This is a genomic window from Oceanobacillus damuensis, assembly GCF_001618145.1.
GTDB classification, from domain to species: Bacteria; Bacillota; Bacilli; order Bacillales; family Amphibacillaceae; genus Oceanobacillus; species Oceanobacillus damuensis.
Genome location: NZ_LQNF01000009.1, coordinates 41262 through 56345, shown reverse-complemented (window position 1 = coordinate 56345; position 15084 = coordinate 41262). Strand labels below are relative to the sequence as shown.

Sequence of the window (15084 nt, the reverse complement as noted above, 5' to 3'; positions counted from 1 at the left end):
TTGATTAAGTATTTTTCAAAAAATAATGCCATTATTTCGCTTTTTTTCACCATAAACTAACAGAGACGAATGATATTCGTCTCTGCTGATTTTCTATTCGTCATTCTCTTTTTCTTCATCCATTTCTTGATCATTCTCTTCTTTACGTAAAGCAGAGAACCCTGGAAATGCTGGTGGTTGTGGATAAAGACTGCCATCGTCCTGCATACTGCCAAACTGCGGTGGATACATTCCACCAAATGGCTGTTGTTGTACACTGTAACCATCCGCCATTGGATACAAGCCCGGATCCATCTGGCCATATGCCATCGTTTGACCTCCGTTACAGCCGCAATCAGCTACATTGAAATCCTGGGCAGGCATAGTAAAATTGGGATTCATTTGCTCACCGTAAGGAATCGGTGTGTGATGATATGGCATAGGTGGACAGTATGGATGGTGGAAATGGTGCCAGCATACAGGGATGACAGGAGGACACGGATGCTGCATTGGCTGGTGATGTATAGGTTGATATACAGGTGCCTGTTGTGTCGGTTGTACGGGTTGCTGTGTCGGTTGTATAGGTTGCTGTGCCGGCTTCATAGTTGACTGCGGCAGCTTTACAGGCTGCTGTTGTGGCTTTTGTATTGGCTTCATGATTGGTTGTTGTTGCTTAACTTCTTCTTTTTTAACTTTTTCCTTTTCAGGTTTTACTTGTGGTGCTTTCATTTGCGGCATTTGCGGGAAGTTTATCGTTGTATATTGTTTGATATCCTGTTCATATACCGGCATTTGTGGCAATGATGGTATTGGCATTTTCGGCTTTACCGGTTTTTGGACTTTAGCATCATCCTCTTGAATTGCAGCTATTGGTTTTGGTGAGAAATCCTTATATGGCTGCTGTACTGTTTCCTTTTTTGTTTCTTTGAGTGCAACATTTTCTTTCTGAACTTGTTTTGATGTACCAGGTATTTTAATTTTCATCCCCGGCATGATCATATCCGGACTGGACAACTGCGAATTTATTCCTTTTAGTTCTTCAAAATCCACGCCATACTTCTTGGAGATTTCCCACAATGTATCTCCTTTTTGAACAATGTGTATTTTCAAAACTGATCCTGCTCCTTTCGTTGCATAAAAATCTGGGCTAATTACTCTATATCAGCATATGCACGAAAAGAATAAAAGTTGCCCAGGAAATGGATTGGGGACCGACTGAAAAAAGAAAACCACCAAGCGAATGAAAGTCGCCCGGTGGTTAGCTTATATATTTAAATGATATACAGGGTATGTACCAAGAACGGAAACATTACAGCCCAAGGCTTCCAGTTCTGCTTGAACACCTGGAAACAGAACATCATCATAAGCCTGCTCGACATCAATCATAAAGAAATAATTACCCAGCCCTGTCTTTGTTGGCCGCGACTCAATCTTGGAAAGATTCATTTTCCTCCAGGCAAATGCTGACAGGATTTGATGTAATGCACCAGCCTGATCGCTTGGTAACGTAATCATCAAGGTTGTTTTCTCTGATAGTACTTCATGATTAATTTTAACTAAATCTTCATTTTTGGTCAAAACAAGGAAACGCGTATGATTATTTGGGTAATCATGTACATTTTCTTCCAGTATTTTTAAATCATATTCACTTGCAGCAAGTTTATTTCCAATTGCTGCAATCGATTCACCGCTTTCACTTACAAGTTCGGCTGCTTTACCGGTGGATGTCGTATATTTTATCGTGGCGTTCGTCAAGTGCTGATGAATATACTGATGGCATTGTGCTATTGCGTGACTATGAGAGTGCACTTCCCTAATGTCACGCAGATCGCCATCAAAATCTTTTCTGACAAGTAAATGCTGCTGGATAGGAACGACTATTTCAGCAGCAACCGGAAGTCTGACCTGGTGAATCAGATAATCAACTGTCAATTGGACTGTCCCCTCAATCGCATTTTCCAGTGGGACGACACCTATTTCAATTTCATCCATGGAAATGGCATCTATGCATTCGGGAATGGTTTTATAGCTTTTCTTTTTTTCTTGATTGAAGGCAGTATCTACCGCCAGCTTTGTAAAGGTCCCCTTTGGGCCCAAATAGCCTATTGTCGTCAAAAAATTTCCTCCCCCAAAAGCTCAAGCTTTTTTTTATTCTACAAATTCAAATTCATAATCAAGTAGGCGGATTGTATCTCCATCTTTGGCTCCGCGTTCCCTGAGAGCTGTGTCTACACCCATTCCCCGCATTTGACGGGCAAAGCGTTGCACTGCCTCATCGTGTTGGAAATCAGTCATTTTAAACAGTTTTTCAATCTTATTACCGTACAGAACATACGCACCGTCCGGATCCCTTGTGATGTGGAAAGGTGCTTCTTCCTTCTGATGGCGGTAAACAACCGTTTCATCGACATCATCCAATTCCTTCGTGATTTTTGGAATTGCCTCGAGCGTATCAGCAATGGCAAAAAGAATATCTCTTAAACCTTCTTTTGTAAGAGCAGAGATTTCGTACACCGGTATGTCTTCCCCCAGCTGCTCTTTAAAAATTTCTAAGTTTTCTTTTGCACCAGGCATATCCATTTTATTTGCTGCAATAATCTGCGGACGATTCATTAACTTTTCATCATATTCTTCTAATTCCTGATTGATTTTTACATAATCTTCGTATGGCTCTCGGCCTTCTGTGCTTGCCATGTCGATAACATGGACGATAACCCTTGTACGCTCCACATGACGAAGAAACTGATGCCCGAGTCCGACCCCTTCAGATGCACCTTCAATCAAACCTGGAAGATCGGCCATAACAAAACTCCGCTGATCACTTGTGTCGACAACACCGAGATTAGGAGACAATGTCGTAAAGTGGTAATCCGCGATTTTAGGTTTTGCGGCACTGACTACAGAAAGAAATGTAGATTTACCGACACTTGGAAAACCAACAAGCCCTACATCAGCAATTAGCTTTAGCTCCACCTTTATATTACGCTCCTGTCCAGGCTCACCATTTTCGGCTATATCGGGAGCGGGATTTCTCGGAGTGGCAAAACGAGTGTTTCCACGTCCACCCCTTCCTCCTTTGGCGATTATAGCCTCTTGCTCATGTACAAGCAGATCTGCAATTACTTCTCCTGTATCTTCATCGATTACTGTAGTCCCTGGTGGAACAGCTACAACCAATGGTGCAGCATTTTTGCCATGCTGCGTCTTGCTCATTCCGTTCTCTCCGCGTTTCCCTTTAAAGTGACGGTTATATCGAAAGTCCATCAGCGTATTAAGACCCTCATCCACTTTAAAAATTACATCTGCACCATTTCCACCGTCTCCACCGGCAGGGCCGCCCATGGGAACGTATTTTTCTCTTCGGTAGGCAACAAGTCCATTCCCACCGTCACCAGCTTTCACATAAACACTGACCTGATCAACAAACATTCATTTCACCTCATTATTGACATGGAACAGAAAAAGAAAAAACCAATCCGTCTAATGATTTCTCGATGTCAATTTCTGTATTTACAAACCTTTTTTTTATATTTTCCAATTTTGATATCGGATTAACTTCCCCTTTAATGAAAAAAACAACATCCATAAAGGGCATATTTGATACCTCTCTGATTTCCAGATCTATTTCATAAAGCACCTGTGAATCAAGTTCCTCTGTACAGCTGTCCATAATATCGATACAGTTACCCAATAGTATAGAATCTGACAAATGCATGTTTTTATTCACTGCTTGAATAGTATAATTCAAGCGGAAATTATTGAAATTACTATTAAATTTCAGAATCCAAAGCATAAATTCGGGCACATTCAAACTCATCAATTTACGCTCTTCATTGTAATAATGCAAAGCTTCATTAAGTTTCTCCTCTGCTTTTTCTGCTTTCCCCATGCTTAAATAACCTTGCACAATTTGCAGACGGTTCATTAAATCATGACGATAATGCTGCAACATTTGAACAATCTCCGTACTCATCCCGTACCACCCCATTATGATGAAAGTATAGCAGAAATAAACCAAAAGCGGAAGCGACTGTTTAGAAATGTACGCATAAGCAAGAGACCGCAGTGCAGGCGAACTTGAACGTATAAATTTACAACGGAAAAGAAACCTATGTAAAATAAAAACTCCAGCCAACGAATTGGCTGGAGTTTTATAGTTTTAATTATGCTTCTTGGGCTGCAGGATAAACACTTACTTTCTTGCGATCTCTGCCATAGCGTTCGAATTTAACAACACCATCGATTTTAGAGAAAAGTGTGTCATCTCCACCACGACCTACATTTTCACCCGGATAGATTTTCGTTCCGCGTTGACGGTATAAAATGGATCCACCAGTTACAAATTGGCCATCGGCACGTTTTGCTCCAAGACGTTTGGACTCGGAATCACGTCCGTTTTTAGTGCTACCAGCACCTTTTTTAGTTGAGAAGAATTGTAAATCTAGACGTATCATGGATTACACCTCCTTATTTGTTTACTATCTTAATAAATTCACTATATTCAAGTTCAATTGATTTAAGTGAGATAATCATACCTTCGAATAAGAGCTGCACTTTCCCCATTATTTCAGGTTCAAGCTGTTCCGGCAGTTTTACATGTAAATAACCGCCTTCTCCGCCTTGTTCGATTTCCAGGTTTGTTTCACATAATTCCATCACTGCATTCACAGCACCAATTGATACAGCTGAAACCCCAGCACATACGAGATCATATCCATATGGACCGCTATCTGCATGTCCGGATAATTCAAGAGATGTAATTTGTTTGTCTGCTCGAAATACAGTTACCCGAATCATAATCCAAAACCCTTATGCATTAATTTTTTCGATCACTAATTTTGTGTAAGGCTGACGATGACCTTGTTTACGATGGTAGTTTTTCTTTGCTTTGAATTTGAAAACTGTAACTTTTTTCTGACGACCTTGTTTAGCAACTTTAGCAGTTACTGTAGCACCTTCCACGTATGGAGCACCAACTTTAACATCATCTCCGCCAACAAAAAGAACTTTTTCAAAAGTAACAGAATCATTTGCTTCTCCTGCAACTTTTTCTACAAAGATTTCCTGACCTTCAACAACTTTAACTTGTTTACCGCCTGTTTCAATAATTGCGTACATACTTGCACCTCCTTAATAGACTCAGACTCGCCATACAGGTACTCCGAAAAGTTTATAACCTGATCTGTGCGGTTGTAGCACGGGTGCTACGATGAATAACGTATTGATAATACCATGTTTCGCCAGCTTATGTCAAGCTTATCTAAATAAATCACTGTTTTCTAAAAGTCCGATACTCTGGTACCCTTCCCTACGAAAATAATGATGTTTCTGTCACAAAATATGTAAAATGCGAAGTAACTGCTGGTTGATTTCCGCTGCGGACAGTTGCTTTCCGCGGGCACGGCCTCAGCCTCCTCGAGAAAACCACTCTGCGGGGTCTTCGGACACGTGCTGTTCCCGCAGGAGTCAACTGTCCTCCGCTCCAATCAACTGCCATAAAAGAGCGAATTCATTTTCTGGACAATATAACAGCTCGGGGAAATACACGGAGACTTCTGCGGGAAGAGAGGCATAGGTGAGACACTGAAATGCGATAGCATGAAGGGGCTCACCAGCCGCCCGTGGAAAGCGGAGTGTATACGGGCTGCGGTTGCCGAAGTAACATGCTTCCATTACCAGGTTAGAGACCCAACATAGAAGTTACTTCGCACTTTATATCAACCGCGCAATATAAAGAAAACCTGATAAATAGTTTTATTTATATAAAAATGCTTCTCCAACAGAAGTATCATAGGTTCTTTCATAGAAATAGCTTTGAAGACAATCCGTTTCATCGACCGATTTTCGTTCATTCCCTGGATAGATTATATAGACGGGATGTTTTTTCTCTCTTCTGAACCGCGAAAAAAGCTCTAAAAAAGTACTGTCAGATGCAACATTAATTGGGATAACACCGTTAATGGAAGACTCCCCTTCATATCGCTTTAGCAGGAATCGCATAAATACATAGGAGCGCTGTTTCCAGTCAGACCTGTTTTCCCCAAACAAAAATAACCAAATAAAAAATGAGCTTAATGTAAAAGGGAAAAACAAGAGCTGAATGAGTAGAACACAGACAGTAGTAACCATAGAAAACAAAATTGTAAACTGATAGGATTTTTTATAAGGAATGTATGCAGATAAAATTAAAAGCAGTAATTTACCTCCATCCAAAGGCCAAATGGGAAGTAAATTAAATAATAATAAGACCGTATTATAGTATAGCACGAGCTCGACAACAGATACCGGAACAAGGTAAAAAGATTCTGCCAAAAAGCACAGAAAATATATGACCAAGTGCTGGAAAGGACCTGCCAGGGTAACGAGTGCTTCTTCTTTTATTGGTTTATTCCCATGTTCCTCGGTATCCATAACGCCACCAAATACCCAAAGAACGATGTTTCCGATTCTCCATTTCAAATTTCTAGCAACAGCATAATGTCCCATTTCATGAAACAGTACGAGAAAAAAGATAATGAATAATTCCAGGAACGTACCTGTCAAAAAAGAAATGACAATAAAAATATAAAGCACAGGATGGAGATGGATACTCGGCAAATATTTACTGAAGTTCATCAACCGGGATCACCTGTACAGGATCAATATAATCATTATCTTTTACAATTGAGAAATATACGGTTTCATTTTCCACATCAGGTACAAAGCTTCCAACTCGCTGATTCCCTGTGATAAACTGATATAGATGAACATCAATAGAGCTTAGATTGCCATAGTTGGATACAGATCCATCCGAGTGTTGTACCGTTACCGTTTTGTTTGTTTCCCTATCATTTCCGGCAAAAATGACAACCCCTTCCCGAATTGCGGATACTGTTGCCGTTTCACCTGGACTGATCATAATTCCTGTTCCGTTGGCCTGAAAGGATTCTGTAATACTACCCGAAACAGGCAAAGCTATTGTTTGTGACTGATCCACCTCTGCCACAGGATTAGGTGTCAAAGATAATGGTCTGCCAAAAGCTTCCTTATACCACACATTTACTTTTGCAAACGGAAATTCATCTGTCAGAACTTGGCTTGTCCATTGCTTAGGCGTTTCTAAAAGATCAGAATCCGTTTGCCAGACAATTGCGGTACCCAAAAAAAGCATGACGGACAAAATTCCTTTTACTGCAACACCAGCCACTGCATTGTTTTTGGATCTTGGTTCACCCGTACCGGTAAATACAGGATAGTAGCCATGTTTCTCTTCTATTTCTGGAAAAGGAGACATGACTTGTTTTTTGGTATCAGTTCCTGGATTGAGCCCCCGATTTTTCTTCCGCTGTTCAATAGACTTTCTTATTTCTCTGATATCTTTGTCCATTTTCCTCACAATCCTTCAGATTCATTTGTACATATGTATATGTTCTCGTGGGAAGATGTATGAACAAAAAAAGATGCAATGAAGGTTATTTCATTACATCAGTAATATGTGGCACACACGATTATTTGTTCAAGCTTATTTCATTCATATTATCCACGCATACCTAAAAATTTTTTAACTCTCATCAAAACGCCTTTATCATCTTCAAGGGATTGTAATGGTACTGTTTCCCCTAAAATCCTCCTTGCAATATTGCGGTAGGCAATCGATGCTTTCGAGTTTGGGCTGAGCGCAATTGGCTCGCCCTTATTGGAAGCTTTAATAACTTCATCATCATCAATGACAATTCCAATCAAATCAATGGAAAGCAATTGGACAATATCATCAACATCAATCATATCTCCGCTTTTCATCATATGATTACGGATCCTGTTTATAACTAGACTCGGAGACTCTTTCATATCCTCTTTCTCGAGCAATCCTACGATACGATCGGCATCTCGAACACTGGACTTCTCGGGAGTAGTTACTACAATCGCTCTATCTGCTCCGGCAATGGCATTCTGGAACCCTTGCTCAATACCTGCAGGACAGTCAATGATGATATAATCATACTCTTGTTTCAGCTCAGCAACTATTTCTTTCATTCCACTTATTGTGACAGCAGTTTTATCACTGGTTTGGGCTGCCGGAAGCAGTGACAGGTAATCGAACCGCTTGTCTTTGATAAGTGCTTGCTTCAGCTTACATCGTCCTTGAATAACGTCTACAATATCATAGATAATTCTGTTCTCGAGTCCCATAACTACATCTAGATTTCTTAAGCCAATATCTGTATCTATCAAACAGACTTTCTTCTCCATCAAAGCCAATGCAGTACCAATATTTGCAGACGTTGTTGTTTTACCTACACCGCCTTTTCCGGAAGTAATAACAATAGCCTCACCCATTATTCATTCTCCTTTCAAATCCGCTTATTTCCTTACGTTTATGTGAAAGAATCTTTAATGAATCGATAATGATTTTATCCTGTTCCTCATCGATGATGCCGCATTCCATATATACACCGTCAGCTTCATAGTCCGGGGCACGGCTAATATAGTCGGCAATCCGAAGTTGTGTCGGTTTCATATAGGAGGCTGCAATAAAGGCATCGCGATCTCCTTCTGAACCGGCATGCGCTATACCGTATAAATTACCCATAATATATATATTACCGGTCGCTATAACCTTACCTCCCGGATTGACGTCGCCGATCAAGAGAAGGTCTCCTTTTATATACAGGACCTGGCCGGATCTTACAATTCGATTTATTGCCTTAATCTCACTCTCTTCCTGCCACTTTAACGCATCTTCTATTCTAATAAGCTCTGATTCAATTGATTCTATATGAAAACGATTTTCCCCACTTATAATTCTTCTTAACACCTGTTCCTGTTCTTCATTCAGATACCTGTTACCCAATTTCACTTTAACAGATACGACAGGTTCATCTTTCTTTGGTTTGCTCGCCATAATCTTTTCATTTAGTTCTTTTATTGCATCATCAAACGATGCGGATTCTTCGATAAATAAGCTAAGTCCTTCTCTAGTTCCTTTTATAGTAATCATTTGTTTCTTGTCCAGCACAGCAAGTTCACCTCATTAAAATAACCTGTCTCTTTTATGTAATCACACTATGAGCATCCTGCTCATAGTGTACTGCTCATAGTGTACTGCTTCCAGTCAGTTGTTCTCTCCCCCACCTGGCAAGATGTTTGGCGGTCATGGGATAAAGAAGTAAGATAAACACAAGGTTCGATAATATTGTAGGAATCATCCGATGAACAATATAATCTTCGAATACCATATCCACTAACCCTATGGAAGAATAGATGAAATATATAAATAGATCAGCTAAAAAGATACCGACAATCCCAAGTAATACGAGCACGTAGAAATTCCCGTGCAGAATTTTTTTCATACCGTGAACTATGTAGATTACAAGGGCATAGGAGAACATGTAAACACCAAGTATCCCAGTATATACTGCATCGATCAGCAACCCGAAGAGCAATGCATAAACAACGGAATGATACGTACTGTCCTTATCATAGAATACTGCCATATATACCAGGAATGCGAAAACCCAATGGGGAACAATAAGCAAATTGCCCATGACGAGATCCGGGGGCAATAGTTCCAATGCTAAACCTTCCAATATCGTCAATAGAAAAAGAATGAGAGGGAACAATAAACGTTTCATTATTCCTCTTCCTCCTCATCACTGCTTTCTTCCGGTTCAGCAAGGGCACGATCGACGACAATGACATTCCGGAAATCATACATGTCAGCAGCAGGGTCAACCATCGCAATACGAGTAAGTCCGTATTGGTCCGACACCACCTCTTTGACAGTACCGATAGGCAGGCCTGCAGGGTATTCTCCACCTAGTTCAGAGGAAACAACCAATTCTCCCTCTTCCAGATCTTTTTCTGATTCTTCGATAATTCTGAAGATGAGTGAATTTGTCTCCTCATCAAACCCTTCAATCATACCGAATATATCATTTTCATCATCTCGTGATATTGTGGCGGAAATGCGGTTATATTGATCAAAACCAGTTAAAAGCTGCAGAGTGGATGTGAATTCAGATGTACTTTGAACTTTTCCGACCATTCCTTCTGCAGTAATGACCACCATATTGGAACGGACACCGTCCTGCTCCCCTTTATTAATGGTTACTTGTTCCACCCAACGCTCCGGAGATCTCGAAATTACCGTAGCCTGTATTGGAACATAATCTCTGGCTGATTCTGTAATACCGATTAAATCCCTAAGTTCCTCGTTTTCCTCTTCTATCTCCTGCACTTCATATACCAAAGTCTTATATTGAGAAAGCTGCTCTTTCAATAGCTGGTTCTCATCATAAGTGTTCTTGAGATCTTTTATATTTGTCACAATATCCGTTATAAAGGTTACCGGAGTATGAATGATACTTTGTGACCAGCCGACTGCATCATTAATAAATTTCTCAGCTGTGGATAATTTATCTCTATCTGTTAATGAATAACCGATTAATGACACTAATACGATAAACCCTATGAGTAGAATAAAAAGTCTCTTATTACGAAAAAACTGCATAAAAACACCTACTTAATTATTTAAAGGTCGGGATGACACATTCGGACTGGAGCGGAAATGGTGGATATATTCCAAAGATTTTCCTGTTCCTATTGCAACACTCTCCAAAGGACTTTCCGCCACAAATACAGGGATTTTTGTTTCATCACTGATTACTTGCTCCAGATTCCTGAGCAATGCTCCCCCACCCGATAATACAATACCACGATCCATAATATCCGCAGCCAGCTCCGGAGGTGTTTTTTCCAATGTGATCTTTACTGCGTTTACAATTGAATCGACTGTATCCCCAAGAGAACCAGAAATTTCATTTGCTGTTACAGTAATGGTTTTCGGTAATCCGGTCAATAGATCTCGGCCGCGAATTTCCATTTCTTCCTCGGAATTCTGCTGCCTTGCAGCTCCGATATCCATCTTAATGGACTCAGCAGACCTTTCTCCAATCATGAGGCTGTAGTTTTTCCGAATATAGTTAATAATTGCCTCATCCATATCATCACCAGCAACACGGATAGATTCACTCGTTACAATGCCACCTAATGAGATGACAGCTACTTCTGTCGTTCCACCCCCGATATCGACAATCATGCTGCCTGTCGGTTCCCATACAGGGAGGCCTGCACCAATTGCCGCCGCAAAAGGTTCTGCAATCGGATATGCTTCTTTAGCACCTGCTTGCTTGGAAGCATCAATCACTGCCCGTTCCTCCACCATCGTGATACCTGAAGGCACACAAACCATGACACTTGGTTTTTTTGCCAAAAAGGAACGTTTTTTCATCGCTTTTTTCATATAATATTTCATCATGACAGCAGTCGTCTCATAATCAGCGATTACCCCATCTTTCATCGGGCGTATGACTGATATGTTTCCGGGAGTTCGTCCAATCATATTTCTGGCAGCACTACCGACAGCCTCAATTTCGCCGGTTGTAGTATTTTTTGCTACTACAGAAGGTTCACGTACTACTATCCCCTTCCCTTTAACAAAGACTAGCGTATTAGCCGTTCCTAAATCTATTCCCAAATCCTGTGAAAAATCAAAAATCCCCACTGCTATCTCCCTTTCCGATACACAATCCCTTTTAATATGTAGTTAAACCTTGTCGTTAAATTATTGGTCGTAAACAAGCTCTAATTATTACATTTTCATGGAAATAAGTAAACTAATCCACCTAAATTCCTAATGAGAATAAGCGCCACTTTCATTTTAAAATAGAAAAATGGCGCTGCTTTGTCAGTCCTTATATAATTATACGAAAAATCTTCTAAAATAGATAGTATTATAAGTATCCTTTTTCTTTTAATGAAACAAATTTCCTGTCCCCAATGATGATATGATCCAAAAGTTCAATACCTATCATTTTTCCTGACTCGACCAATCTTCTGGTCACATGGATATCTTCCTGGGAGGGTGCCGGATCTCCGGAGGGGTGATTATGGGCTACTATGATAAAGGCTGCAGACCGTTTTACTGCTTCCCGATAGACTTCCCTCGGGTGAACGATCGAGGCGTTGAGACTGCCGATAAAAATTGTCTGCCGATGAATAATCTGGTTTTTTGTATTTAAAAACAAAACGACAAAGTGTTCCTGGGTCAAATTTCTCATTTCTTCCATTAAATAGTTGGCTCCATCATCCGGAGAACGGATAATATATTTATCGTTCGGTTTGTATTCATTCATGCGTTTTCCTAGTTCAATTGCAGACAAAATGATTAAGCCTTTTGCAGTGCCAATACCTTTAATCGAAGTTAGCTCCTCAATTGTTGCTTCCCTTAATAATTTTAAACCTTCAAAATGCATTAGTATCCGATTTGCCACCGACATTACCGGTTCTTCCCTTGTTCCATTGCCAATAAGAATAGCCAGTATTTCCTGATTCGATAAATGTCCTGGACCAAGCTTCAACAATCTTTCACGAGGGCGATCCTCCTTAGGTACATCCTTAATCGTTACGGTAGGTAGAGTCATTTCCATTCCCCTTTCAATTTTGATAACACTATCATACTCATTACTCTTCAGACTAACAAATTATCAAAATTGTATTTTAAAGGGGGTATTCGTCTCTATTATTAGAAAATCGCTTAGGGAAAATAGTAATTTAAGCCAACTTTTGTTACGTAAAATTAAAAAACAGGTAATATGTAAATTACCTGTTCTACTGCTTAGATTCCATCATTTGCTCATAGTGATACATCCATTGCAATAGCTGTATCGGGTTCCCTTCCCTGCTTGAATCGCCTATAGAGGTAACCAGGGGGGCTAATATATCCGATTGATTCGGTTTCCTGTCCATTAGATTACTCCAGTTATCGATAGAGTTTGACTGCCCTTCGTTCATGTTGCTCAATGAATCCTTCCACACATCCTGAAAATGACCTACCCACTCCTGTTCTTCAACATTTAATGGTGCTTCGCCTGCAATCGTACTCCATTCCTTTACAAATAGATCAATGGAGTTTCCGGTTTTTAATTCATCAGCTATATACACTGCCTTTTCTTTCGTTGGAGCGATTCCAGCCAAGAGATAAAATTGATTATCCCTATTCCATATAATCGTCTCAATTCCTTTATCCGTATATTCTGCAGCCCACTTCTCTGCATTTTCTTTTTCTGAAAAAACCCCCGCCTGTAATATATATGCCTCCAGTGGGTCCATCGAAAATGGCGATGCCTTTTCAGCGGAGGCGTTCTCATTCGCAGCTGTGATTGGCGGCTGATTATTAAGCGGTTGTCCATCACTTTCAGCCTCCACATCCACGAAAATACGAAGCATCGCGAATCCCATCACAGTCCCAACGATGATGGCCGATAGAATAGCGAATAACATTGGCTTGGAAAAATAAATTCTGCTTTTCTTTTTCTTTTTAGAAGCGTTATATTTATTGACGCCACTCAGGACGGGAATCGATTCATCAGATTCTTCGAGGGCAGCCGCGAATTCTTCATCTGGAGAGTGGCGATTTGTTCGATCCTGCAGTTTATATTTTAGCTGTTTCCCATTCTTTTCTACTAGTACTGCCTTATTTTTTTCCATAACTCGCCTCCTATGCCCGTTAATATGTTAAACTCTAGCACAGCATATATAAAAAGTAAGACGAATAATGACAGAAGAAGAAAAAATCGTTCTACATCTTTCTGCTTCTTTCAATTATTTACACAACTCTTGTGCCACTAACTAAAGTTAAAACACTGAAAGGAGCCAGGGAGTCTCAGGATATCCATATTACTAGGAACTAACAGTCAATCAAGACCCACTTAAACAGCGTATCTTCCACCCATAATTGTAAAAGCCTTTTTTCAATGTCACTCGGTGTAAGCTGACTTATTTAAAATATATGTACGTACTAAGGAAATGAAATTCAGTGAGCCAGTAATAAAGTGATTTCCTGATTTGTTTTCTAGAATCTCATCCACTGCCCTTTCCCAATTGGCTGCTACCTTCTTATTTTCTGCATATTCTACTAAATCTCCTAGTTCAGAGGCATCAGCTGCACGGGGATGGTTAAAGCTTGTAAGTGTAATCGACGAAAAACTGGTCTCCATTCGCTCTAGCATCTTTTTCAGTTCTTTATCTTTAAAAGCAGCAAATAAAATATGATTTTCAGCCTCACCATAGTACTCCTCAACAGTGTTTACGAAAGCGTTTATTCCATCTGGGTTGTGGGCACCATCCAAAATAATGGCAGGTTCTCTGCTTACCATTTCAAATCTTCCTGCAAGCGTTGTATTTCCTATCCCATCTGCTGCTTTCTTCGATGACATTGCATATCCTGCATCTGAAAGTTTCTCAAGTGCCATAAATGCAATAGACGCATTTTTACACTGATGTTTGCCAAGCATGCGCAGCTTTGTTACAGCTTTTCTTTGGCCGTTTGTCCAAATCATATAATTATCATTTCTTTTTTCAAACGTAAAATCGGCACCAAACCGATAGACTGTTGTTTTTCTTTTCTCAGCCTCCAAATTAATAACAGGCAGTGCTTCTTCCACAAGCTCTCCGGTAATAACAGGGACACCACTTTTAATAATGCCGGCTTTCTGATAAGCTATTTCTGCAATTGTATTTCCGAGAAAGCCAATATGGTCTTTCGCAACATTCGTGATAATAGATAAAATAGGCTGAATGCAATTGGTAGTATCTTCCCTGCCACCCATACCCGCTTCAATAAGAGCAATATCACTATAGCGTGCGAAATAAATAAATGCGATCACTGTAATGATTTCAAATTCCGTTGGTGCAAGATCGGCCGCATCCATTTGCTTAATCACTGGATAAATTTCATTACATAAATCTTTGAATGCTTCTTCACCGATTTCTTTACCATCAAGAAGTATATGGCCCGTCAGTCCGGAAAGGCTCGGTGAAGAGAAAACGCCAACCTGATAGCCGTTCGCCTCGAGGGCATTTTTGATGTATTGGGCGGTCGAACCCTTTCCATTGGTTCCGGCAATGTGCACTGCCTGTATGTTTCTTTGTGGATTACCCAGCTGTTGAAGTATGTTATTCATACGATCCAATCCAGGTTTAATCCCTAGTGATTTTCTAGAGTCAAAAAAAGCTTCTACTTCCTGAAACGTAGTAAACATCGTTCCACACCTTCCAATATGTAAG

General features: G+C 40.2%; 17 protein-coding genes and 1 other annotated feature. All 17 genes read right to left on the bottom strand.

Translation table 11 applies throughout. The annotated features are described in order from the left end of the window. Positions 1-93: 93 nt before the first annotated feature. Positions 94-1089 (bottom strand): SafA/ExsA family spore coat assembly protein, encoded by a 996-nt coding sequence (safA, locus tag A4245_RS08455; protein ID WP_067727290.1) that lies wholly within the window; start codon positions 1087-1089, stop codon positions 94-96. Between the two features lie 153 nt (positions 1090-1242). Beyond that, complete coding sequence (gene pheA / locus A4245_RS08450; RefSeq protein WP_067727289.1) at positions 1243-2094, bottom strand: prephenate dehydratase; 852 nt, start codon at positions 2092-2094, stop codon at positions 1243-1245. Between the two features lie 33 nt (positions 2095-2127). Further along, positions 2128-3408: a GTPase ObgE gene (obgE, locus tag A4245_RS08445; RefSeq protein ID WP_067727288.1), complete on the bottom strand. Its 1281-nt coding sequence runs from the start codon at positions 3406-3408 to the stop codon at positions 2128-2130. A 13-nt stretch (positions 3409-3421) separates the two neighbouring features. Next, the gene (locus tag A4245_RS08440) at positions 3422-3952 is read right to left on the bottom strand and encodes a Spo0B domain-containing protein (RefSeq protein WP_067727287.1); all 531 of its coding nucleotides are present in this window, start codon (positions 3950-3952) and stop codon (positions 3422-3424) included. Between the two features lie 190 nt (positions 3953-4142). Further along, positions 4143-4433 carry a 50S ribosomal protein L27 gene (gene rpmA / locus A4245_RS08435; protein ID WP_067727286.1) on the bottom strand — a complete coding sequence of 97 codons (291 nt, stop codon included), beginning with the start codon at positions 4431-4433 and terminating at the stop codon, positions 4143-4145. Positions 4434-4446: 13 nt separating this feature from the next. Next, positions 4447-4776 (bottom strand): ribosomal-processing cysteine protease Prp, encoded by a 330-nt coding sequence (locus tag A4245_RS08430; RefSeq protein WP_067727285.1) that lies wholly within the window; start codon positions 4774-4776, stop codon positions 4447-4449. Between the two features lie 12 nt (positions 4777-4788). Further along, the gene (gene rplU / locus A4245_RS08425) at positions 4789-5097 is read right to left on the bottom strand and encodes a 50S ribosomal protein L21 (RefSeq protein WP_067727284.1); all 309 of its coding nucleotides are present in this window, start codon (positions 5095-5097) and stop codon (positions 4789-4791) included. Positions 5098-5110: 13 nt separating this feature from the next. Beyond that, positions 5111-5181, bottom strand: a sequence feature (ribosomal protein L21 leader region). A 552-nt stretch (positions 5182-5733) separates the two neighbouring features. Beyond that, on the bottom strand, positions 5734-6594 hold the full coding sequence (locus A4245_RS08420; RefSeq protein WP_067727283.1) for a M50 family metallopeptidase: 861 nt from the start codon (positions 6592-6594) through the stop codon (positions 5734-5736). Continuing rightward, positions 6581-7345 carry a M23 family metallopeptidase gene (locus tag A4245_RS08415; RefSeq protein WP_067727282.1) on the bottom strand — a complete coding sequence of 255 codons (765 nt, stop codon included), beginning with the start codon at positions 7343-7345 and terminating at the stop codon, positions 6581-6583. The genes A4245_RS08420 and A4245_RS08415 overlap by 14 nt, the downstream gene beginning before the upstream one ends. 149 nt (positions 7346-7494) lie before the next feature. Next, positions 7495-8295 carry a septum site-determining protein MinD gene (gene minD / locus A4245_RS08410; RefSeq protein ID WP_067727281.1) on the bottom strand — a complete coding sequence of 267 codons (801 nt, stop codon included), beginning with the start codon at positions 8293-8295 and terminating at the stop codon, positions 7495-7497. Continuing rightward, on the bottom strand, positions 8288-8974 hold the full coding sequence (minC, locus tag A4245_RS08405; RefSeq protein WP_067727280.1) for a septum site-determining protein MinC: 687 nt from the start codon (positions 8972-8974) through the stop codon (positions 8288-8290). The genes minD and minC overlap by 8 nt, the downstream gene beginning before the upstream one ends. A gap of 76 nt (positions 8975-9050) precedes the next feature. Then, positions 9051-9590, bottom strand: coding sequence for a rod shape-determining protein MreD (mreD, locus tag A4245_RS08400; protein ID WP_234402379.1), 540 nt, complete (start codon positions 9588-9590; stop codon positions 9051-9053). Further along, on the bottom strand, positions 9590-10468 hold the full coding sequence (gene mreC, locus A4245_RS08395) for a rod shape-determining protein MreC (protein WP_067727278.1): 879 nt from the start codon (positions 10466-10468) through the stop codon (positions 9590-9592). The genes mreD and mreC overlap by 1 nt, the downstream gene beginning before the upstream one ends. Before the next feature lie 12 nt (positions 10469-10480). After that, entirely contained in the window at positions 10481-11521 is a 1041-nt protein-coding gene (locus tag A4245_RS08390; RefSeq protein ID WP_067727277.1) for a rod shape-determining protein, read from the bottom strand. Between the two features lie 229 nt (positions 11522-11750). Next, positions 11751-12446, bottom strand: coding sequence for a RadC family protein (gene radC, locus A4245_RS08385; RefSeq protein ID WP_407668375.1), 696 nt, complete (start codon positions 12444-12446; stop codon positions 11751-11753). 181 nt (positions 12447-12627) lie between these two features. Continuing rightward, a complete protein-coding gene (locus A4245_RS08380; protein WP_067727275.1) occupies positions 12628-13506 on the bottom strand; it encodes an SPOR domain-containing protein in 879 nt (292 codons plus the stop codon). A gap of 269 nt (positions 13507-13775) precedes the next feature. Next, positions 13776-15059 (bottom strand): bifunctional folylpolyglutamate synthase/dihydrofolate synthase, encoded by a 1284-nt coding sequence (locus tag A4245_RS08375; RefSeq protein ID WP_067727274.1) that lies wholly within the window; start codon positions 15057-15059, stop codon positions 13776-13778. Positions 15060-15084 lie beyond the last annotated feature (25 nt).

What these genes read in the sequence shown, in the direction of transcription:
- obgE (WP_067727288.1), bottom strand. Translation starts at nt 3,408, where the DNA reads ATGTTTGTTGATCAGGTCAGTGTTTATGTGAAAGCTGGTGACGGTGGG.
- A4245_RS08415 (WP_067727282.1), bottom strand. Translation starts at nt 7,345, where the DNA reads ATGGACAAAGATATCAGAGAAATAAGAAAGTCTATTGAACAGCGGAAG.
- mreD (WP_234402379.1), bottom strand. Translation starts at nt 9,590, where the DNA reads ATGAAACGTTTATTGTTCCCTCTCATTCTTTTTCTATTGACGATATTG.
- radC (WP_407668375.1), bottom strand. Translation starts at nt 12,446, where the DNA reads ATGGAAATGACTCTACCTACCGTAACGATTAAGGATGTACCTAAGGAG.
- rpmA (WP_067727286.1), bottom strand. Translation starts at nt 4,433, where the DNA reads ATGATACGTCTAGATTTACAATTCTTCTCAACTAAAAAAGGTGCTGGT.
- A4245_RS08440 (WP_067727287.1), bottom strand. Translation starts at nt 3,952, where the DNA reads ATGAGTACGGAGATTGTTCAAATGTTGCAGCATTATCGTCATGATTTA.
- A4245_RS08375 (WP_067727274.1), bottom strand. Translation starts at nt 15,059, where the DNA reads ATGTTTACTACGTTTCAGGAAGTAGAAGCTTTTTTTGACTCTAGAAAA.
- minD (WP_067727281.1), bottom strand. Translation starts at nt 8,295, where the DNA reads ATGGGTGAGGCTATTGTTATTACTTCCGGAAAAGGCGGTGTAGGTAAA.
- mreC (WP_067727278.1), bottom strand. Translation starts at nt 10,468, where the DNA reads ATGCAGTTTTTTCGTAATAAGAGACTTTTTATTCTACTCATAGGGTTT.
- A4245_RS08430 (WP_067727285.1), bottom strand. Translation starts at nt 4,776, where the DNA reads ATGATTCGGGTAACTGTATTTCGAGCAGACAAACAAATTACATCTCTT.
- A4245_RS08380 (WP_067727275.1), bottom strand. Translation starts at nt 13,506, where the DNA reads ATGGAAAAAAATAAGGCAGTACTAGTAGAAAAGAATGGGAAACAGCTA.
- rplU (WP_067727284.1), bottom strand. Translation starts at nt 5,097, where the DNA reads ATGTACGCAATTATTGAAACAGGCGGTAAACAAGTTAAAGTTGTTGAA.
- A4245_RS08420 (WP_067727283.1), bottom strand. Translation starts at nt 6,594, where the DNA reads ATGAACTTCAGTAAATATTTGCCGAGTATCCATCTCCATCCTGTGCTT.